We start from the raw sequence: 19,266 nt of genomic DNA, 5'->3' as shown, positions 1-19,266 counted from the left end.
ACCATCACTGCATCTTGTGTTTATACGAACTATTGAATCTATATGTAGTGTTTGGAGCCCCCAATGCAGATCACCTCAAGCCCGCTGGTCAGTACCCGCCTACACAAGCGCGATGGCACCCAGGTCGCCTTTGACGCCGAAAAAATCCGCCGGGCGATAATCGCCGCCGGTAACGCCACCGGCGAGTATCAGGAGGCCGAGGTCGATCTGTTGTTGGGGGCGGTGCTCGCCAGGTTGCGCGGGATCGCCCGGCTGGATGTGGAGCAGATCCAGGACAGCGTCGAGCGGGTGTTGATGGATGCCGGGTACTTTATGGCGATGCGCGCCTATATCGTCTACCGCGAGCAGCACGGGCGCCTGCGCCGGGATCGCAAGACCCTGGTGGAGGTCGCCACCTCGATGAACGAGTACCTCGACCGCGAGGACTGGCGCGTGCAGGCCAATGCCAACCAAGGCTATTCCCTGGGTGGGCTGGTGCTTAATGTGTCGGGCAAGGTCACGGCCAATTACTGGCTGGACGAGGTCTACAGCCAGGAGATCGGCCAGGCTCACCGTGAGGCGGACTTGCATATCCACGACCTGGACATGCTCGCGGGATACTGCGCCGGCTGGTCCCTGCGCACGCTGCTGCACGAAGGCCTCAATGGCGTGCCTGGCCGTGTCGAAGCCGGGCCACCCAAGCATCTGGGCAGCGCCCTGGGGCAGATGGTCAACTTCCTCGGCACCCTGCAAAACGAGTGGGCCGGCGCCCAGGCATTCAGTTCGTTCGACACCTACCTGGCGCCCTTTGTGCGCAAGGACCAACTGACGTTCCCCGAGATCCGCCAGGCGGTGCAGGAGTTCATCTACAACCTCAATGTGCCGTCGCGCTGGGGCACCCAGACACCGTTTACCAACCTCACATTCGACTGGGTCTGCCCGGAAGACCTGCGCGAGCAGATCCCGATTATCGGCGGCGAAGAAATGCCGTTTGCCTACGGCGATCTGCAAGTGGAAATGGAGCTGATCAACCGCGCCTATATCGAAGTGATGCAGGCGGGCGACGCCAAGGGCCGGGTGTTTACCTTCCCGATCCCGACTTACAACATTACCCATGACTTCCCGTGGGACAGCGAAAACGCTGACCGCCTGTTCGAGATGACCGCGCGCTACGGCCTGCCGTACTTCCAGAACTTCCTCAACTCCGATATGCAGCCCAACCAGGTGCGCTCGATGTGCTGCCGCCTGCAACTGGACGTGCGCGAGTTGCTCAAGCGTGGCGGCGGGTTGTTCGGCTCGGCGGAACAGACCGGTTCATTGGGGGTGGTGACGATCAATTGCGCGCGCCTGGGCTACCTGTTCAAGGGCGATACCAGTGGCCTGCTGCAACGCCTGGACCACTTGATGGAACTGGCGATGGAGAGCCTGGAGGTCAAGCGCAAAGTGATCCAGCACCATATGGACGCCGGCTTGTATCCCTATACCAAGCGCTACCTGGGCACCTTGCGCAATCACTTCTCGACCATTGGCCTGAACGGCATGCACGAGATGCTGCGTAATTTCACCGGCGACGAGGAGGGCACCCATACCGCCCGTGGCCGCGAGTTTGCGCTGCAGGTGCTGGACCATGTGCGCGCCACGTTGCTGCGCTTCCAGGAAGACACCGGCCACCTGTACAACCTGGAAGCCACACCGGCCGAAGGCACTACCTACCGGTTTGCCAAGGAAGACCTCAAGCGCTACCCCGACATTCTCCAGGCCGGCAGCCTTGATGCGCCGTACTACACCAACTCCTCACAACTGCCGGTGGGCTTTACCGAAGACCCCTTCGAAGCCCTGGAGCTGCAAGACGAACTGCAATGCAAATACACCGGCGGCACCGTGTTGCACCTGTACATGGCCGAGCAGATTTCCTCGGCCCAGGCCTGCAAGCAACTGGTGCGCAAGGCCCTGGGACGCTTCCGCCTGCCATACCTGACGGTAACCCCCACGTTCTCCATCTGCCCGGTGCACGGCTACCTGGCGGGCGAACACGAGTTCTGCCCCAAGTGCGACGAAGCCCTGGGCCTGCCCCATTAATCAGTGGTTACCACAAGTGCCTGTTGCCGGTTTGGCAATTGGCTTCACCCCAAGGAGATTGACCATGCAAACCTCTCAGCCCCAACGCCAACGCTGTGAAGTCTGGACCCGTGTGATGGGCTACCACCGACCGGTTTCGGCCTTCAATCCCGGCAAGCAATCGGAGCATCGCGAGCGCGCGCACTTTACCGAAAGTGCCGCTGCGGCCGGGCGCCAATGAGCCGAGCGCTACGGGTCGGGGGCCTGGTGCCCCTGACCACCCTCGACTACCCCGGCATGCTCGCCTGCGTACTGTTTTGCCAGGGCTGCGCCTGGCGTTGTCGGTATTGCCATAACCCGGACCTGATCCCCCCTCGCGGCAGCGATGAGGTGGATTGGCGCCGGGTTTTGCTGTTTCTGCAACGCCGCCAGGACCTGCTGGACGCCGTGGTGTTCAGCGGCGGCGAACCGACCTTGCAGGAAGGCCTGCCGGCAGCCATGGACGAAGTGCGCCATATGGGCTTTCGCATTGGCCTGCACAGTGCCGGGATCAAGCCTGCCGCGTTCGGCCACGCCCTGGTTCATGCCGACTGGGTCGGGTTTGACGTCAAGGCCCTGGCCGAGGATTGCCAGTTGATCACCCAGGTCAAAGGCAGCGGCGCCGCCAATTGGCGCAGCCTCGACCTGCTGCTGCACAGCGGCGTGGACTATGAGTGCCGCACCACCGTGCACTGGCACCTGATTGACCCGCAGCGCCTGCTGCTGCTGGCCCAGCGTTTGCAGGAACGAGGAGTCAAGCGTTTCGCCGTGCAGCTGGTGCGCACCGCGCGCATGCTCGATGAGCAGTTGCCGAGCGTTTCGGCGCAAGCCTTGCTGCCAGAACTGTGGGAAAAAATGCGGGCACTGTTCCCGGCATTTGTTTTACGGGGTTGAGCCTTTCGCACAACCCCTTTCAAGCGTGGCGACTGAACTCCCACCGGATCTACAAAGATGCTGCCCCTTGTGGGCAGGTATTCATCAGGGAGCTTATGACATGACTCGATTAACCACCGCCCGCCGCATCGCCATCGGCTTTGCTATCGCCCCCCTGGCCCTGGCCGGCATGGCGTTGTACGCCTTGCACGACCTGGGCACCCTCAAACAACAGTCGGAGCTGATCGTGCAGCAGGACTGGCCGAAAATCGCCCCGATCATGGTGATTGCCACCGGTGTGCGCGATAACGGCCGCAACACCCGAGACTTGCTGATCGACCAGGATAACCAGGCGGCCCAGCAGGCCATTGGTACTACCCGGCAACGCATCACCGACGCCTTTACTCAGTTAGAGCCGTTGTTCGATACGGCCGCCGGCCAGGCGGCCTACGCCGACCTGAAGAAACACCGCGAAGCCTATGTGGGCGCCTTTACCCAGGTGCAGGCACTGATTCGCCAGGGCGCCCATGCCGAGGGTGTGGCCCAGCTCAAGCAAAACGTACAACCCGCCGAGCAGGCGGTGTTCAAGAGCCTGGAGGCGATGATGGCCCTGCAGGGGCAGATTTTTGCCGAGCGCGAACACGCAGCGCAAACCCTGTACAGCGACGCGCGGCGCAATATGCTCGGGCTGTTCCTGCTGTGCGTGGCTCTGGTGGTGGCGGCAGCGGTGATTGTCACCCGCAGCGTGACCCGGCCCCTGGGCGGCGAGCCCGACGAGGCGGCGCGGGTGTTGAGCCAGATTGCCCAGGGCGACCTGACCACGGTAGTGCCAACGGCAGGCAGCGCTGACGGCAGCGTGATGAAGAACCTGCAGCAGATGCAGCACAACCTTAACGAAATGGTGCGCCAGATCGCCGCGTCGGTGGACCGCGTGGCCAGTTCGTCCGAGGAGTTGAGCGCGGTCAGTAGCCAGACCAGCAGTAGCCTGCAGTCGCAAGGTATGGAGATTGAACAGGCGGCCACCGCGGTCAACGAGATGACGGCGGCGGTGGATGAGGTGGCGCGCAATGCCGTCAGCACCAGCGAAGCCTCGCGTCTGTCGGCGCAGACCGCCCAGCTTGGGCGTGATCAGGTGCAGGAAACCGTCGCCTCGATCAGCACCCTGGCAGAGGGCGTGAGCGGCACGTCGGTGCGCATCCAGCAACTGGCCGGGCGGGTGCAGGACATCAGCGGCGTGCTGGAGGTGATCCGCAGTATTGCCGACCAGACCAACCTGCTGGCGCTCAACGCGGCCATCGAAGCGGCACGGGCCGGGGATGCCGGGCGTGGTTTTGCGGTGGTGGCTGATGAAGTGCGGGCCCTGGCCCATCGCACCCAGGCCTCGACTCAGGAGATCGAGCAGATGATCGGCAATATCCGCCTGGACACCGAACAGGCCGTGACCGCGATGCAGGGCAGCAGCGACCTGGTGCGAGCCACCTTGAGCGTGGCACAGCGCTCGGGCGAGGCGCTGGAAGCGATTACCCAGTCGATCTCGCAGATCAACGAACGCAACCTGATGATCGCCAGCGCCACCGAAGAACAGGCATTGGTGGCGCGGGAAGTGGATCGCAACCTGGTGGGCATTCGCAACCTGTCCGAGCAGGTGTTGCTGGGGGCCCGGCATACCGATACGGCCGGGCATGAGCTGGCGCAAATGGCCAGCGAGTTGCACCTGACAGTCGCCAGATTCCGCGTTTAGCGCTGGGCCTGTGTGCGGGCTTGCCCGAATGCCGTTCAGTTAAGCGCAGATCCCCTGTGGGAGCGGGCTTGCCCGCGAAGACGTCGGGCCAGTCAACATTAATGTTGACTGACCCACGGCTTTCGCGAGTAAACCCGCTCCCACAGGGGGTCTGCGCCGCTTTGAGAATTGCGTTCGCTTGACTGAACGGCGTCTTACAGGTTCCAGCCCCAGAACTGTAGCCACCAGCCATACGCCACCAGCCCATTACCCAGTAGCAGGCAAGCCGAGGCAGTGCAGCGTCGCGCCAGGGGTAGATCGGCCAGCTGTGTCCACGCCAGCCACACACACCAGCCGACAGCCCCGACCAGCAATGCGCCGCGCGCCGGTTGGACCCATTCGAGCAGCAACCCTTCGTAGCGCAACAACTTCACCGTGGTGGCCGACAGCCCGAGGAACAGCCCCGCACCGCCCAGGGGCGTCAAGGTCAACGCCAGGGCCCAATACCGTGCACGATCACCGCTGATTCTTGCGGCCAGGCGCACCAGCCCCATCAAGGCGCCGCCGATCAGCAGGCTGCTGGCGCCCAGGTACGCGACGATGCAAAAGCCGTCCAGCCAACTGAAACTGTCGTTGGCCTGGGGGTAATGGGTCAACAGCCACCAGGGCGCGCTGTCCTGCAATGGCCACAGCCAGTCGCGCTCCACCAGCCACTGCGCCAGGGACTGCTTGAGCGTGATAAACCATGGGCTGACGGTCCACTGGAAGGCGCCCATCGCCAGGCCGATCACCCCGAACAGCAACAAGCGCGTATCCCAGGCCAACGCGGGTTTGCGTGGGGCCTGGAGGATTTCGCTATTGCATGAGCGGGCAATCAACTGCACCGCGCCCCGTTGCCCGCTGCAGCGCCCGCAGGCGTGGCAATCGCTGGCGCCTTGCAGGCGGCGGATGTCCAGCAGCGGCGCGCAGTTGGGCAAGGGCAGGCGCGGGCCGTCGTTGGCTTTCCAGCGTTGTTCGTCGACCTGGAAATGCACCGGTGCCAGGCGCGCGAGCAGGGCGAACACACCGCTGACCGGGCACAGGTAGCGGCACCACACCCGTTTGCCGCGCACGAACAACAACCCCACCAGCACGGCGGCCACGGTCGAACCGCCGAGAATCAGCAGGGCCGCCTGGGCGTAGTCGTAGACACTGATCAACTGGCCGTAGAGGGTGGTCAGGCAGAAGCCTACCGTGGGCCAGCCGCCCCAGCGGATCCAGTTCGGAATGCCCAGGCCACGTCCATGGCGGCTGGCCCATTCGCTCAAGGAGCCCTCGGGACAGAGCACGCCGCACCACACGCGGCCGAACAACACGATGGACAGCACCACGAACGGCCACCACAGGCCCCAGAACAGGAACTGTGCCAGCAGCGTCAGGTTATCCAGCAGGCGTGCCTGGCTGTCGGGCAGCGGCAGCCACGCCGGCACTACCAGCAGCCCGGCGTAGAACAGCACCACGGCCCATTGCACGCCACGAATCACCCGCGCATGGCGGCGCATGCCATCCCCCAGGCGTTGCAGCCAGGGGGTGTTCACAACGGCGCTCGCCGGGCCCGGTACAGCCCGCGGCCGACCAGCAACCAATACCCCGCCAGCACCAGCAGGGTGATAGTGCTGGGCGTCGCGCGGTAGCCGGCAAACCCTGCGAGCACGGCGCCCAGGCCGTGGCTGTCACTGAGCAGCACGCTGCTGTCCCACCAGGCTTCGCCGACCAGGGTGTAGACCCAGTTGGGCATGTCCATCGCCAGCAGTTGCCCGCCGATACGTTCCACGGCGGCCACCAGCAAGGAGGCCGCCAACAGCAGTAACAGAGCCTCGCTGAGGGCGAAAAAACTCGACCAGGAAATCAACCGGCGTGTACTACGCAGCAGCATCACTGTGAGCCCGGCCAACACCAGGCCCAGCCCGCCGCCAATGGCGAAGAGAGCCAATGCCGGGCCGTCCAGATGGGCGCCGGCGCCGTACAGAAACACCACGGTCTCGCTGCCTTCACGGCTGACCGCCAGCAGCGCCAGCAACAGCAACCCCAGGCCACCCTGGCGTGCCGCGCGCTCGTCGGCTTCGCGCAGCAGGGTATGGCGCAGGCCCGGCCCGTGGCGATGCATCCAGAACACCATCTGCACCATCAGTAGGCTTGCCAACAGGGTCATGCCGGCCTGGAACCATTCGCCGCCAGGCCCGCTCATGGCTTCGCCGGCCCACAGCATCAGGCAGGCCAGCCCGGCAGAACACAGCAGGCCCAGCACCACGCCAGCCCACAGGAAGCGCCCCAGGCGCGAGTCCTCGGGCTGCTGGCTGATCCAGGCCTGAAGGATGCCGATCACCAGCAACGCCTCGACGCTTTCGCGCCAGACGATAAACATCGATTGATTCATCAAATGCTCCTGGGCCGTTATTCGGCGAGGATGCTGCCTTCGGGCAGATGTGAGTTGAATTCGTCGAAAAAGGGATAGGCGCCCGGTTTGAGCGGGTGGATCACCACAAAGGTGGTGACCCCCGGTGACAGCACCTTTTCCACGCGCAGTGGTGTGCTCTCGAACTCGGCCGGGCCCTGGCCGATGTTTTTCAGCACGATCTTGAAGCGCTGGCCGGCCGCCACCTTGAGTTGCGCCGGAGTGAAGTGGCCGTCTTGCAGGGTCAATTCATAGGTGGGCAAGGGCGCGGCCAGGGCCGAGCCACAGGCCAGCAAGGCGCAGAGGGCGAGGGGGCGGCGCATTCAGTAGCCGCCTTTTTTGCCGATCCCCGCGTAGACGAATTCGTAGTGCACTTCACAGCGCTCGAACCACGGCGCGACCCCGGTTTCCTTATCGGTGTGTCGGCCCAGTGAGCCATGGCCGCTGGGCGGCATCACGGTAAAGGTCAGCTGATATTTGCCCGGGCCCAGCAGCTTGACGTTGTCGCCGTAGTGCGGCCCGTCGTTGGCCACCATGGCGTGGAACTCACCGATGATCGGGCTTGCGCCGCTTTGTTTCTGCAGGCGGAACGACACGTTGAGGTAAGGCACGAAACTGCCCTCCTGGAAGCCCTGCTGGTTGTCGGCGGTGGCGCGGATATCGGCTTCCAGATGCACATCCGAATCGGCGGTGGCGCGCATCATGCCTGGCGGTGCCATCTCGATCGGTTGCAGATAGACCGCGCCGACTTCCAGGCCAGGGCACATTTGTGGCTCGCCGATCGGGTATTCCTTGGCGACGGCTGCGCCAGTCGACAACAGCAGGGCCAGTGACAGCGTGAAGGGGATACGCATGGGTACTTCCTGACAGGGCAAATGAGAAGTCGAGTCTAGAAAGCTTTGCTGTAAATAATAATGATTCCTGTCAAGTTTCCAGGGATATACACATAACCATTCTTGACGTTGGTCAAGGCCGTGGGGCGGCGCCAGCCGTAGGATCCAATCACTGCCCACCGCTGTGGAGCCTGCTCATGGCCAAGCCATTCCCGCTCAACCCCAAACACCCCGAACGTATCTGCTGGGGCTGTGACCGTTACTGCGCAACCACCTCCCTGGCCTGCGGCAACGGGGCTGACCGCACCATGCATCCGGCCGAGATGATCGGCGACGATTGGTACCTGCATGGTGATTGGGGGATTGAGTTGCCGATTGCTACGGACAAAGTGCCGGAAGCTGGCTGACCGGTGGTGAGGGGACTTGCCAGGTGCCTGAGCAGTCGTTGGCATTTTTTCTGAACCCTCACGTTCACCCCTGGCCCTAAGGTATATGACCTCAGGAGGTGAACCATGCAAATCGAATACATCTGGATTATTTTGGCAACGCTGTTGGTGCTGGCTGAGTTGTGGGCGATCAACTGCGTATTGCGCAGTGCCAGTCGAGCCGAAACCAAGATGCTGTGGGTCGTGGTGATTGTATTCGTGCCCCTGCTGGGCATGATTCTGTGGGCGATCACCGGGCCCAAGGCGATTGCCAAGGAAAACGCCGGCGCCAATCGGTGAACCTCCCGCGTAAAAAAATCGTTTAAATGCCAAAAGAGTTGTCCACGAAAACCGTGGGTATCTCTGTGGATAACCTTGCGCGGGCCCGGCAGCGCTGGCGATTCAACCCGCGGTTAATATTTGATCAGGATCGTTCGCAAGCCTTTTGGCGTGCGGCTTGCGCTTGACACGCGTCGCTGAAATCGGTGCCGGATCCGCTGTTCTACAGCAAACCCTGGAGCGCCTGGCGATAGCTGCGACCACCCAGGCTCAGGCTGTTGTTATGACTGGCCCCCGGCACCAACAGCAGGTGCTTGGGCTCCAGGGCCGCATCAAACAGTTGCTGGCTGAAGCGCGGCGGCACATAGCGGTCGTCAAGGCCATGCACTACCAGCAAGGGCATATGGATCTCGGCGATCTTGTCGATGGAATCAAACTTCTGCGACAGCAACCAGCGCACCGGCAGCGAGGTATTCGCCACGGCCGCCGCCACGTCGGCCAGGGAGGTAAAGGTGGACTCGATCACCAGCCCGCGCACCGGCGGCGGCAGCTGTTTATCGGCGGCCTGCTGGCCCAACTCGGCCGCCAGGTCGATGGCGACGGCGCCGCCCAGGGAATGGCCATAGATCAGGCGCTTGCCTGGATCAGGTTGCAGCACCTGGAAGCGCTCCCAGGCAATCCGCGCATCTTCATAGACGCTGGTCTCTGACGGCAAGTCGCCCTGGCTCTGGCCAAACCCCCGATAGTCGATGGCCAGCACCGAGTAGCCCTGGGCGTGCAGTTGCTCGATGCGAAACAGCTGGCCAGTGAGGTTCCAGCGCACGCCGTGCAGGTACAGGATCGCCGGCGCGTCTTTTTTCGCCGCCGGCCACCACCAGCCATGCAGGCTCTGCCCGGACTTGAAGCTGGCCGGCTTGAGTTCGAACTCCTGTAAGCCTTGCGGCAGGCCGCGGTACCAACTGGCGGTGCCGGGCTCGATGCGAAACACCAGCTCGCGCTCCTTGTGTTGAAGCACATTGCAGCCCACGGGCAGGCCGATGATCAGCAATGCCATGCACAGCAGGGGCAACCAGCGCAAACGCAGGCGCGAGAGAAAACGTGAGGCCATGGAGGTTCCAGGACAGGAGCGAAGCCGGATTTTTACCAGATGCCTGGCCAGTGAGGGGAATATTCAGACCACCGTCAGGGGGCGATTGCTTGCAAAGTGTTACAGGCGGTCTGCACGCGATTGCGCCCCTGATCCTTGGCGCGATACAGCGCCTGGTCGGCCTGGGACAGCAGGCGCGACAGATCGTGGCAGGCCGGCGTGGTGGTCACCACCCCGATGCTCACACTGAGGAACCCCGGTGCCAGCAGGTCCAGCTCGGCGAACCGCTGGCGAATGCGTTCCGCTACCTGCACGGCGCCTCGTTCATCGGTATTGGCCAGCAGGCAGGCAAACTCTTCGCCACCAATACGCGCAAACAGATCGTGCTTGCGCAAGATCGACGCGGTCAGTTGGCTGAAGGCGATCAACGCCTGGTCGCCCATGGGATGGCCAAAACTGTCATTCAGGCGCTTGAAGTAGTCGAGGTCACACAACAGCAATGTCACCGGCTGCCCGCGCTGCATGCTATCGGCCAGCAGTTGTTCGCCATGGAGCATGAACGCCCGGCGGTTGCCGATACCGGTCAGCACGTCGGTGAAGGCGGCCGCCTTGAAGTTGAGTTCGGCGCGCTCCTTGACCATCGCCAGGGTGACGTAGGCGATGCCGATGGCATACAGCATGGATTCGAACAGCATGAACGAAAAAAGCTGTACGCCGTCGTTCATCAATGCGTTCGGGGCCTTGTACGGCATGCCGGGATCGAGCACGGCGCGCACGCAGTAAAAGGTCGTATGCAACAGCATCAGCACCACGGCTGGCAGATAGGCCACTTCCAGGTGTTGACGGTGGCGCCACAACTCCAGGGCCGACAGCACGCCGTAGCTCGCGGCTATCAGGGAATACAGGGTCACCCGGCTGGACATCGAGCCATAGAACTGCGGGACCAGGCACATCACCAGCCACAGCGCCGGCCCGGCGAGGATGCCCGGCAGGTGTGGCTTGCCCTGGACAAACAGGCGCATGGCGGTCCAGTTCATTGCCGCGCTCATCAGGAGCACCACATTGCCCAGCACCAGCGCGACGAAGTCCACGCCCACCCCGCGCACGACCATCAACGCCGTGCCGAGGGAGGCCAGCAACAGCATCACGCCAAGATAGCCCAGGGTGGGCTCACGTACGCGATGCCAGGCATGCACGGTGAGCAAGCCCATCAGGCAAAAAACGAAGACGGCAACTATCAGGAGCGTCGGTATGTGCAGCATCATGTCCTTGACCCCGAAGGATGCACTGTCGAGATCACCCCGTCGGACACATGCCTGGGCGGTGATCCGGTGCACAAAGGGCGCAATTGTAGCTGGATAACCCATAACAATGCTGGCCTATGGACAGCTTGACGCTGGCAGGGCGTCACCGACATGCTGCGCGACCCTGCGACCAAAAGGCCCCCCATGGACAACAGCCCCGTACGCATCACCGCCGAAGAGTTGCTCTCGGACAACTGGTACCTGCTGAAAAAATACAGCTTCGACCTGCGTCGCCGGGACGGCAGCTGGCAAGCCCAGACCCGCGAGGTGTACGACCGTGGCAACGGTGCAACCATCCTGCTGTACAACACCTTGCAGCGCACAGTGTTGCTGATCCGCCAGTTCCGCATGCCGACCTTCGTCAATGGTCATGACGGCTACCTGATCGAAACCGCCGCTGGCTTGCTGGACAACGCCAGCCCCGAGGAACGTATTCGCCTGGAAGTCGAGGAAGAAACCGGCTACCGCGTAGGCCACGTGGAGAAAATCTACTCGGCCTTCATGAGCCCGGGCTCGGTGACCGAGCGCATTCATTTCTTTACCGGTGAGTACCAACCTGGCGACCGCGTGGGCGAGGGCGGCGGACTGGAGCACGAAGGCGAAGATATTCAGGTGCTGGAGTTGGGATTCGACGAGGCCATCGCCATGGTTGGCCGCGGCGAAATTGTCGATGGCAAGACCATCATGCTCCTGCAATACCTGGAGCTGCGGCTGCTCAAGGCGGCGCTGACCCTCGCGTAGAAGCCAGCGCCTCCAGGGGCATTTTCTTCAATACGCACTGGCTACAGGGACGTAGCGTACAGGCCTGTCCACCTGTCATTACAAAAAAGGAAGTGCAATGAGTTTGATCATGTCCATGGCCGCCTTCGCCCTGGCGACGTCCATCACCCCCGGCCCGGTCAATGTGGTCGCCCTTGGCTCGGGCGCGCGCTTTGGTTTTGCCGCCAGCCAGAAACACGTGGCCGGCGCGGCCTTGGGCTTCACCTTGCTGCTGGTGTTGATTGGCCTGGGCCTGCACGAACTGCTGGTGCGCTGGCCGATCCTGACCCAGGGCATCCAGTGGGGCGGGGTGGCCTTTCTGCTGTACATGGCCTACAAGCTGGCGATGGACGACGGCCGGCTGGATGCGCAAGACGCGGCTGTTGCGCCGTCGATGCTCTATGGCGCGGTCATGCAATGGCTCAACCCCAAGGCCTGGCTGGCGTGCGTGGCGGGCATGGGCCTGTTTGCGGCCGATGGCGAGGCCGCGCGGGTCTGGCAACTGGCGGCGGTGTACCTGGTGATTTGCTATCTATCGGTGGCGTGCTGGGCGTATGTCGGCACGTTTTTTCGTCGTTACCTGAGCAATGCCCGGGGCATGCGCCTGTTCAATCGGGCCATGGCGCTGTTGCTGGTGATCAGCGTGGTGTACCTGTTGCTGGCGTGAGTCAGCCGCGATATTGCCCCGGCGTGGCCGCCAGGTGTTGCTTGAACGTGCGTTGCAGATGCGCCTGGTCGGCAAAACCGGCGGCCAGTGCCACATCGGCAATCAGGTGGCCGCTACGCAACTGGTTGCGGGCGAACTGGACGCGCTGGTTGATCAGGAACGCATGGGGCGTCATGCCGTAAGCCTGCTTGAACGCGCGAATCAGGTACGACGGCGACAGCTGCGCTGCCTGGCAGATTGCTTCCAGCTTCAGCGCCTCGGTGCAATGCGCGCGGATGTACTCGGCGGCGTGTTCCAGCTTGTGATTGACCTCGCGTACAGGCTCGGCAGCCGGGTTCAGGCGCAGTTGCACCTCAGTGAAAAAACTCACCACGGCGCTGTGTTTCTGCAGGTGTTCGGTGTGCTCGTCGACCAGCACGGTGTACAGCTCCAACAGGCCGGCAAACAGCAGCGGGTCGTCGGTATGGGTCGCGTCGAAGCGGCGAAAGCCCAAGTCACTGGCAAACCCCAACTGGTGTTGCAGATCGGTCAGCCAGGGCGTGTCGATGTAGAGCATGTGATACGACCAGGGTTGGTCGTCGATGGGGTTGCAGGCATGCACATCGCCCGGGTTCATCAGCACCACAGTGCCGGCGCGGATGTGGAAGGTGTCCGGGCCATGGAGATAAAGGCTTTGCCCGGCGGTGATCGCGCCAATCGAGAAGTGGTCGTGGGCATGCCGGGTGTAGCAGACCTTGCGCCCATCCTCGATGGTACGCGCCTCGATAAACGGCAGGCTGGCATCACGCCAGAAGCGTGGGGCGGCGAGGTCGGGCAGCGCCATGGTGCAATCTCCGGGGGACCTTGTAGGACCACGATGATTGCACATAAATACGCCGCCGACCTTATGTAGAAGCCGGCAAGCCCCCACATTTCTCAGGGGGCGCCCCCAGGCTTAGAAGTCCCAGCGCGTCGCCAGTTGCAGGCTGCGCGGCTCGCCGTAGAACCCGGTGCCGAAGTTGCCCAGGCCGGTGTAGTACTTTTTATCCAGGGCATTTTTCACGTTCAACGTCGCGCTCAAGTGCTCGTTGAAGCGATAGCGTGCCATCAGGTCCACCAGGTAGTAGCTGTCCTGGGTGATGCGCGCGTATTGGCCAAAGTTGACCGTGTCATTCGGGTTGGGCTGGAACACATTGCCGAAGAATTCGCTCTGCCAGTTGACCCCGGCGCCGAGGGTCACCTTGTCCAGCGCGCCCGGTAGGCGATAGGTGTTGAACAGGCGCACCACTTGTTGCGGCGTGGTGGTTTGCAGCACCGAGCTGTAGACGTAATCGTCGTTGGCATCGCGGGTGTGCTGGTAGGTGTAGCCGGCCGAGACATTCCAGCCGTCCAGCACTTCGCCGGCCAGTTCCACCTCAAAGCCCTTGGTGGTGGCGCCGGCAATCGGGCGATAGATCGAGTCGCTTTCAAAGCCCGAGACGTATTGCGCGACATTGTCCTGTTCGATGCGGAACGCGGCGAAGCTGGCGTTCAGGCGGCCGTCGAAAAAGGCTGCCTTGAGCCCGGCTTCGTAAGTGTCGCCCTCAATCGCGTCGAGCAATTTGCGGTCGGCATCCTTGCTGTTTTGCGGGCGGTAGATCTTGGTGTAGCTGCTGTACACCGACCAGATGTCGTTGAGGTCATAGACCACCCCGGCGTAGGGCGTCACCACCCCGGTTTGTTTGTAGCTGGTGCGGGCGTCGGTACTCGTCGCAGCGTAGAAGTCGGTGGTGTCGGTGTTGCTGAAATTGCTGACGCGGGTACCCAGGATCACCGACAGGTCATCGGTAGGCTTGAGGCGGGTCGCCAGGTAGGCGCCGGTTTGGCGTTGCACAATATCGTTCTGGCCGCTGCGCGGGATATCCGGCTTGGCGTACTCACCACGCCAGTCATAAATGCTGCCGCCCACCGGCGGGTAGATCGAACCGTAGACCGGCACGTCCTGTTTCGAGCGGGTTGCCATAAAGCCCATGATCAACTCGTGCTCGCGACCCAACAGGCTGAACGGGCCGCTGAGGTTGACGTCGAGGGTGTTCTGCACCTGGTCGCCCTTGTACTTGCCCATGAACATATACATGCCCTCACCAGTGACCTGGTCCGGGTTGCCGCCACTGGCGGAGGCGAGCAAGGTGTCGTGCTGGCTGCGCTTGCGGTCCAGGCTGACTTTGAGCGACCAGTCGTTGGCCAGCTTTTGCTGGACCGAGGCGAAGATCGTCTGGTTCTGGAAGTCGCGGCGGCTCCAGTCGGCGGCCGGATTGAACGAGCGCGAGAAATTCGTGCGATTGCCATTGCTGAAATACATCGGGAAACCGGTCCAGCTGGCGCCACGGGAGCGGGTGTCCTGCTGGTCGATACCGAAGGTCAGCAGGGTGTCGGGAGTCAGATCGGCTTCGAGGATGCCGTAGGCAATGTCCTTGGTGTGCTGGTAGTGGTCCAGGTACGACGAGCGATCCTGATAAACCCCGACAAAACGCCCGCGCACATTGCCCGACTCGGTCAGCGGCCCGGAGATATCGCCTTCGGTGCGATAGTTGTCCCAGGAGCCCACGGTGCCGGTAACCGAGGCCTTGAAGTCCTTGGTGGGCTTTTTGCGGATCAGGTTGACCGTGGCCGACGGGTCGCCCGAACCGCTCATCAGGCCCGATGAGCCCTTGATGATTTCCAGGTGGTCGTACACCGCCATATCGGTGCTGGTGGTGCCGTAGTCATACACGCCGTCATAGGTGGAGTTGACGCCGTCGTACTGGAAATTGGTGATCGGCAGGCCACGGCTGGAGAACTCCCAGCGCTCGCTGTCGTAGTTCTGCACGCTGACGCCAGGGGCGCGGCGCAGGGTGTCGGCGATGTTGTTGGAACCCTGGTCATCCATCTGCTGGCGGGTGATCACGGTGACCGACTGCGGCGTCTCGCGGATCGACAGCGGCAGGCCGGTGGCCGAGGCCATCGAGCCGGTGGTGTAGGAATGGCTGTCTTCGGTGGTGGCGCCCAGGGCCACGCCGGAAATGGTGGTGGCACCCAGCTCCAGCTCGCCGGTATTGAGCGGCACCAGCTCCAGCACATAGCCATTGTCGCCCTGGGGCTGGGCCTGCAAACCGCTGCCTTGCAACAAACGCTGCAAGCCGGCTGCGGGGGTGTAGCTGCCACTGAGTCCAGGGCTGGTCTTCCCGGCTGCCAGGCTGTTGTGGCCGGCGATAAACACCCCGGACTGCTCGGCAAAGCGATTCAGCACGCTGACCAGCGACCCGGCGCCAATGTTGTAGCTGCGCGTGGTTTCCTGGGTCGACGGCGTTTCCACCGCCTGCACATTGAGCGGGCCCAGGCAGAGCAGGGTCGCGGTGATGGCCAGCGCCAGGGGGCGCAGCGTGAAAGCAGCGGGTTGCGACATGGAAGGTTCCCTACGGATTCGGCGAATATGAAAGCGTCTGCTGGGTTAACCGAACGAACGTCGAAAAGGGGAACAGGTGGAGCCAAAAAAACTGCTCGCCACAACAGCCCGGATGGTTGGCGTTAGGTAGCGTGTGTTTTGGGCCCCACGCTGACCCACCACGGCAGCACTCTGTCCACCTGGATCGGCAATGCCGCCTCCAGCAGCCGCAACGCATGCTCGCTGTCCTTGAGCGGGAACGAGCCCATCACTGGCAGATGGGCCACGGCCGGGTCACAACCGAGGTGGCCGGGCCGGTAGCGGTTCAGTTCACCGATCAATTGGCCCAGGGGCAGGTTGTCGGCCAATAGCACGCCGCGGCTCCAGGCCTCGCGGGTGGCGGATGCGGGCACTGTGCTGCGGATCGTGTGCCGACCGAACACCGCCTGTTGTCCGGACTCGATAATGCGTACCTGCTGGCCGTCGGCGGTGCGCACTTCTACCCGGCCGTCGAAGACATTCAGGGTGGTGCTGTCTTCGCTGTGCAGCACACTGAAGCGCGTACCCAGGGCACGCAGGTGGCCGTGCGCCGTGTCGACCAGGAACGGGCGCTGGAGGTCCTTGGCGGTGTCGATCAACACTTCGCCAAAACGCAGGTGCAGCAGGCGCTGCTGCGCATCGAAGCGTACATCCATGGCGCTCAGGGCGTTGAGCCAGATATGTGTGCCGTCGGCGAGCAATGCGTCGCGGATCTCGCCGCTGGCCGTGGCGTAGTCGGCGCTCCAGCCGCCGATCACCCGGGGCAGGGCAGTGCCGCGCCAGGTGCCCCAGGCCAAGGTCGAACCGGCGCACAGTACCAATAATGTCTTGAGGGTTTGCCGCCGCGTGCTGCGCAGGGCGCGGCCGGCGCCGATGGGCTCGTCGGTCAGGGGCGCGAAGCGTTGGCTGACGCGCTCGACATAGCGCCAGGCAGCCTGATGCTCGGGGTTCTGCCCCAGCCATGTCTGCCAATGCTGTTGTGCCTGGCTGCCGCCTTGCGGGTCCTGTAGGCGCACATACCATTGGGCTGCCTGCTGCAGGCTGGCGTGGCTGAGTTTTCCGCTGGGGTTCATTCCACCAGCACCCCGTCGAGCTCGGCTTCCAGCACCGCGCAGTGCAACAGCGCCTGGGCCATGTATTTTTTCACCATGCGCTCACAGACCCCCAACTGCACGGCGATTTGCTTGTAGGTCAGGCCATGCAGTTGCGCCAGCAGGAACGCATCGCTGACCTTGCGCGGCAGGCGCGCGAGCATGGCATCGACCTCGTACAGGGTTTCGACAATGATCGCCCGCTGCTCCGGCGATGGCTGCACCGCCTGTGGGCGGTCGGCGAGGCTTTGCAGCCAGGCCTGCTCCAGTTGGCGGCGGCGCCAATGGTCGATGCACAGGCCACGGGCGATGGTGGCCAGGTACGAGCGCTCGCGCACGGCGTCAGCCTGGTCAGGCGGGCGCTTGAGCACGCGGATAAAGGTGTCTTGCGCCAGGTCGGCGGCATCCCAGCGGTTGCTCAGGCGCCGGCGCAACAGGCCGAGCAGCCAGGAGTGGTGGCTGCCGTAGAGCTGACTGAAGGAAGCGGGGGAAGTCGACACAATATCCAACCGGCGCTGGCGCCACGACGTGAATAGGAATTGGTCGCGATTAAAGCAAAGGCCTGCGGGCAGCGCAAATGATATTGGTTTGCTTTTGCGAAAGGCTTTGCCTGCAGAGCTGCACAAATCAAATGGGGGAGCTGGCAAGCCAGCTCCCACAAGGCGTCTCCGGCCTAAACTCAAGATCAGCTACGTGAGGTTGGCACCAGAAACGCGGCCTCCAGCAGCTGCCGGGTATAGGCATGCTGGGGATCGGCGAAGATGGTCTTGGCATCCCCCTGTTCCACCACTTGCCCCTGTTTGACCACCATCAACTGATGGCTCAGGGCTTTGACCACCGCCAGGTCATGGCTGATAAACAGGTAGGTCAGGTTGTACTTGGCCTGCAGGTTACGCAGCAGTTCCACCACCTGGCGCTGCACCGTGCGGTCCAGGGCCGAGGTGGGTTCATCCAGCAGGATCAGGCGTGGCTTGAGCACCAGGGCGCGGGCAATGGCGATGCGCTGGCGTTGACCTCCGGAGAATTCGTGGGGGTAGCGGTGACGGGTCTGCGGGTCGAGCCCTACCTCCTTGAGCGCGGCGATAATCGCTGCTTCCTGCTCGGCCGCGGTGCCGATCTTGTGGATGCGCAAACCTTCGCCAACGATCTCGCTGACGCACATACGCGGGCTCAGGCTGCCAAACGGGTCCTGGAACACCACCTGCATTTCCCGGCGCAATGGCCGCACCTGTTGCTGGGTCAGTTGGTCCAGTTGCTGGCCCTCAAAACGGATCCCGCCCTTGCTGCCGATCAACCGCAGGATCGCCAGGCCCAGGGTGGATTTGCCCGAGCCGCTTTCGCCGACAATACCCAGGGTCTGGCCCTGGGGCAGGCTGAAGTGGATACCGTCCACCGCCTTGACGTAATCGACGGTATTGCGCAGGAAGCCTTTTTTGATCGGGAACCAGACTTTCAGGTCGTCGACTTCCAGCAGCGGCGGGCCAACCGCGTTGCTCGCCGGACCGCCACTGGGCTCGGCGGCCAGCAGTTCCTGGGTGTACGGATGCTGCGGGGAGCGAAACAGTTCTTCGCAGGACGCCTGCTCGACAATGCAACCGCGCTGCATCACACACACGCGGTGGGCAATGCGCCGCACCAGGTTCAAGTCATGGCTGATCAGCAACAGCGCCATGCCCAGGCGCGCCTGCAACTCCTTGAGCAGTTCGAGGATCTTCAACTGCACGGTCACGTCCAGGGCCGTGGTCGGCTCGTCGGCGATCAGCAGTTCCGGCTCGTTGGCCAGGGCCATGGCGATCATCACCCGCTGACGCTGGCCGCCGGACAACTCATGGGGCAAGGCCTTGAGGCGCTTGTGCGGTTCGGGGATGCCCACCAGGTCCAGCAATTCCAGGGTGCGCAGGGTCGCGGCCTTGCCGGTCAGGCCCTTGTGCAGGCCCAGCACTTCGTTGATCTGCTTTTCGATGGAGTGCAGGGGGTTCAGCGAGGTCATCGGCTCCTGGAAGATCATCGCAATGCGGTTGCCGCGAATCTGGCGCAGGGGCTTTTCTTTCAGGGTCAGCAGATCCTGCCCGGCATACTTGATCGTGCCGGACGGATGCCGCGCCAGGGGGTAGGGCAGCAGGCGCAGGATCGAGTGGGCGGTCACCGACTTGCCGGAGCCGCTTTCGCCGACCAGGGCCAGGGTTTCACCGCGGCGGATATCGAAGCTGATGTTCTCCACCACGCGCTGATGCTGCTCGCCGGTGACGAACTCGACACTGAGGTCGCGGACTTCGATCAGATTGTCCTGATTCATC

Annotated in this window: 19 protein-coding genes; 8 read left to right on the top strand and 11 right to left on the bottom strand. The window is 63.0% G+C overall.

Features of this window, described 5'->3' with window-relative positions; genetic code table 11:
* The first annotated feature begins 63 nt into the window (after positions 1-63).
* From JFT44_RS23615 to JFT44_RS23600, 4 genes are all read left to right on the top strand, one after another.
* Positions 64-2,058: a ribonucleoside triphosphate reductase gene (locus JFT44_RS23615; RefSeq protein ID WP_186625158.1), complete on the top strand. Its 1,995-nt coding sequence runs from the start codon at positions 64-66 to the stop codon at positions 2,056-2,058.
* A 64-nt stretch (positions 2,059-2,122) separates the two neighbouring features.
* Positions 2,123-2,278, top strand: a complete 156-nt coding sequence (gene nrdD, locus JFT44_RS28930; protein WP_038441552.1) for an anaerobic ribonucleoside-triphosphate reductase — start codon at positions 2,123-2,125, stop codon at positions 2,276-2,278.
* Positions 2,275-2,970 (top strand): anaerobic ribonucleoside-triphosphate reductase activating protein, encoded by a 696-nt coding sequence (locus JFT44_RS23605; RefSeq protein ID WP_057436833.1) that lies wholly within the window; start codon positions 2,275-2,277, stop codon positions 2,968-2,970. The genes nrdD and JFT44_RS23605 overlap by 4 nt, the downstream gene beginning before the upstream one ends.
* Positions 2,971-3,070: 100 nt before the next feature.
* Positions 3,071-4,690, top strand: a complete 1,620-nt coding sequence (locus JFT44_RS23600) for a methyl-accepting chemotaxis protein (protein WP_057959384.1) — start codon at positions 3,071-3,073, stop codon at positions 4,688-4,690.
* Between the two features lie 194 nt (positions 4,691-4,884).
* On the opposite strand, the gene JFT44_RS23595 is transcribed toward JFT44_RS23600, so the two are convergent.
* From JFT44_RS23595 to JFT44_RS23580, 4 genes are read right to left on the bottom strand one after another with little or no spacing between them, the layout of a single operon-like run.
* A complete protein-coding gene (locus JFT44_RS23595) occupies positions 4,885-6,210 on the bottom strand; it encodes a 4Fe-4S binding protein (RefSeq protein ID WP_169989837.1) in 1,326 nt (441 codons plus the stop codon).
* A 32-nt stretch (positions 6,211-6,242) separates the two neighbouring features.
* Positions 6,243-7,085, bottom strand: coding sequence for an FTR1 family protein (locus JFT44_RS23590; RefSeq protein ID WP_057959385.1), 843 nt, complete (start codon positions 7,083-7,085; stop codon positions 6,243-6,245).
* Between the two features lie 17 nt (positions 7,086-7,102).
* On the bottom strand, positions 7,103-7,426 hold the full coding sequence (locus tag JFT44_RS23585; RefSeq protein WP_198831247.1) for a cupredoxin domain-containing protein: 324 nt from the start codon (positions 7,424-7,426) through the stop codon (positions 7,103-7,105).
* A complete protein-coding gene (locus tag JFT44_RS23580; protein WP_057959386.1) occupies positions 7,427-7,957 on the bottom strand; it encodes an iron transporter in 531 nt (176 codons plus the stop codon). It lies immediately after the preceding gene.
* A gap of 176 nt (positions 7,958-8,133) precedes the next feature.
* On the opposite strand from JFT44_RS23580, the gene JFT44_RS23575 reads away from it, so the two are divergent.
* Complete coding sequence (locus JFT44_RS23575; RefSeq protein WP_057436825.1) at positions 8,134-8,343, top strand: DUF3079 domain-containing protein; 210 nt, start codon at positions 8,134-8,136, stop codon at positions 8,341-8,343.
* Positions 8,344-8,448: 105 nt separating this feature from the next.
* A complete protein-coding gene (locus tag JFT44_RS23570; protein WP_057959387.1) occupies positions 8,449-8,661 on the top strand; it encodes a PLDc N-terminal domain-containing protein in 213 nt (70 codons plus the stop codon).
* Positions 8,662-8,863: 202 nt separating this feature from the next.
* Here the strand turns inward: JFT44_RS23570 and JFT44_RS23565 are convergent, their stop codons facing one another.
* Together JFT44_RS23565 and JFT44_RS23560 are read right to left on the bottom strand one after the other, a co-directional pair.
* Complete coding sequence (locus JFT44_RS23565; RefSeq protein WP_057959388.1) at positions 8,864-9,748, bottom strand: alpha/beta hydrolase; 885 nt, start codon at positions 9,746-9,748, stop codon at positions 8,864-8,866.
* A gap of 74 nt (positions 9,749-9,822) precedes the next feature.
* Positions 9,823-10,992, bottom strand: coding sequence for a diguanylate cyclase (locus JFT44_RS23560; protein ID WP_198831246.1), 1,170 nt, complete (start codon positions 10,990-10,992; stop codon positions 9,823-9,825).
* Between the two features lie 183 nt (positions 10,993-11,175).
* Here JFT44_RS23560 and JFT44_RS23555 point away from each other — a divergent pair, with 183 nt between their 5' ends.
* Together JFT44_RS23555 and JFT44_RS23550 are read left to right on the top strand one after the other, a co-directional pair.
* Positions 11,176-11,772, top strand: a complete 597-nt coding sequence (locus JFT44_RS23555) for an NUDIX domain-containing protein (protein WP_198799301.1) — start codon at positions 11,176-11,178, stop codon at positions 11,770-11,772.
* Between the two features lie 97 nt (positions 11,773-11,869).
* A complete protein-coding gene (locus JFT44_RS23550) occupies positions 11,870-12,457 on the top strand; it encodes a LysE family translocator (protein ID WP_057445062.1) in 588 nt (195 codons plus the stop codon).
* A 1-nt stretch (position 12,458) separates the two neighbouring features.
* On the opposite strand, the gene JFT44_RS23545 is transcribed toward JFT44_RS23550, so the two are convergent.
* The 5 genes from JFT44_RS23545 to JFT44_RS23525 all read right to left on the bottom strand — a co-directional run bounded on the left by JFT44_RS23545 (position 12,459) and on the right by JFT44_RS23525 (position 19,265).
* Positions 12,459-13,280 carry an AraC family transcriptional regulator gene (locus JFT44_RS23545; protein ID WP_057436815.1) on the bottom strand — a complete coding sequence of 274 codons (822 nt, stop codon included), beginning with the start codon at positions 13,278-13,280 and terminating at the stop codon, positions 12,459-12,461.
* A 111-nt stretch (positions 13,281-13,391) separates the two neighbouring features.
* Entirely contained in the window at positions 13,392-15,860 is a 2,469-nt protein-coding gene (locus JFT44_RS23540) for a TonB-dependent receptor (RefSeq protein WP_057959390.1), read from the bottom strand.
* Positions 15,861-15,982: 122 nt separating this feature from the next.
* Positions 15,983-16,951, bottom strand: coding sequence for a FecR domain-containing protein (locus JFT44_RS23535; protein WP_170044136.1), 969 nt, complete (start codon positions 16,949-16,951; stop codon positions 15,983-15,985).
* A complete protein-coding gene (locus JFT44_RS23530; protein WP_152987928.1) occupies positions 16,948-17,478 on the bottom strand; it encodes a sigma-70 family RNA polymerase sigma factor in 531 nt (176 codons plus the stop codon). The genes JFT44_RS23535 and JFT44_RS23530 overlap by 4 nt, the downstream gene beginning before the upstream one ends.
* Before the next feature lie 176 nt (positions 17,479-17,654).
* On the bottom strand, positions 17,655-19,265 hold the full coding sequence (locus tag JFT44_RS23525) for an ABC transporter ATP-binding protein (protein ID WP_169960683.1): 1,611 nt from the start codon (positions 19,263-19,265) through the stop codon (positions 17,655-17,657).
* Between the last annotated feature and the right edge of the window lies 1 nt (position 19,266).

Source organism: Pseudomonas sp. MF5691 (assembly GCF_016405645.1).
Classification (GTDB): Bacteria; Pseudomonadota; Gammaproteobacteria; order Pseudomonadales; family Pseudomonadaceae; genus Aquipseudomonas; species Aquipseudomonas shahriarae.
Note: the sequence above shows the minus strand (reverse complement) of the source record. Positions and strands in the feature narration are given on the sequence as shown.

Coding starts and splice junctions, on each gene's coding strand:
- JFT44_RS23615 (WP_186625158.1), top strand. CDS start 64: ATGCAGATCACCTCAAGCCCGCTGGTCAGTACCCGCCTACACAAGCGC.
- nrdD (WP_038441552.1), top strand. CDS start 2,123: ATGCAAACCTCTCAGCCCCAACGCCAACGCTGTGAAGTCTGGACCCGT.
- JFT44_RS23605 (WP_057436833.1), top strand. CDS start 2,275: ATGAGCCGAGCGCTACGGGTCGGGGGCCTGGTGCCCCTGACCACCCTC.
- JFT44_RS23600 (WP_057959384.1), top strand. CDS start 3,071: ATGACTCGATTAACCACCGCCCGCCGCATCGCCATCGGCTTTGCTATC.
- JFT44_RS23595 (WP_169989837.1), bottom strand. CDS start 6,210: ATGCGCCGCCATGCGCGGGTGATTCGTGGCGTGCAATGGGCCGTGGTG.
- JFT44_RS23590 (WP_057959385.1), bottom strand. CDS start 7,085: ATGAATCAATCGATGTTTATCGTCTGGCGCGAAAGCGTCGAGGCGTTG.
- JFT44_RS23585 (WP_198831247.1), bottom strand. CDS start 7,426: ATGCGCCGCCCCCTCGCCCTCTGCGCCTTGCTGGCCTGTGGCTCGGCC.
- JFT44_RS23580 (WP_057959386.1), bottom strand. CDS start 7,957: ATGCGTATCCCCTTCACGCTGTCACTGGCCCTGCTGTTGTCGACTGGC.
- JFT44_RS23575 (WP_057436825.1), top strand. CDS start 8,134: ATGGCCAAGCCATTCCCGCTCAACCCCAAACACCCCGAACGTATCTGC.
- JFT44_RS23570 (WP_057959387.1), top strand. CDS start 8,449: ATGCAAATCGAATACATCTGGATTATTTTGGCAACGCTGTTGGTGCTG.
- JFT44_RS23565 (WP_057959388.1), bottom strand. CDS start 9,748: ATGGCCTCACGTTTTCTCTCGCGCCTGCGTTTGCGCTGGTTGCCCCTG.
- JFT44_RS23560 (WP_198831246.1), bottom strand. CDS start 10,992: ATGATGCTGCACATACCGACGCTCCTGATAGTTGCCGTCTTCGTTTTT.
- JFT44_RS23555 (WP_198799301.1), top strand. CDS start 11,176: ATGGACAACAGCCCCGTACGCATCACCGCCGAAGAGTTGCTCTCGGAC.
- JFT44_RS23550 (WP_057445062.1), top strand. CDS start 11,870: ATGAGTTTGATCATGTCCATGGCCGCCTTCGCCCTGGCGACGTCCATC.
- JFT44_RS23545 (WP_057436815.1), bottom strand. CDS start 13,280: ATGGCGCTGCCCGACCTCGCCGCCCCACGCTTCTGGCGTGATGCCAGC.
- JFT44_RS23540 (WP_057959390.1), bottom strand. CDS start 15,860: ATGTCGCAACCCGCTGCTTTCACGCTGCGCCCCCTGGCGCTGGCCATC.
- JFT44_RS23535 (WP_170044136.1), bottom strand. CDS start 16,951: ATGAACCCCAGCGGAAAACTCAGCCACGCCAGCCTGCAGCAGGCAGCC.
- JFT44_RS23525 (WP_169960683.1), bottom strand. CDS start 19,265: ATGAATCAGGACAATCTGATCGAAGTCCGCGACCTCAGTGTCGAGTTC.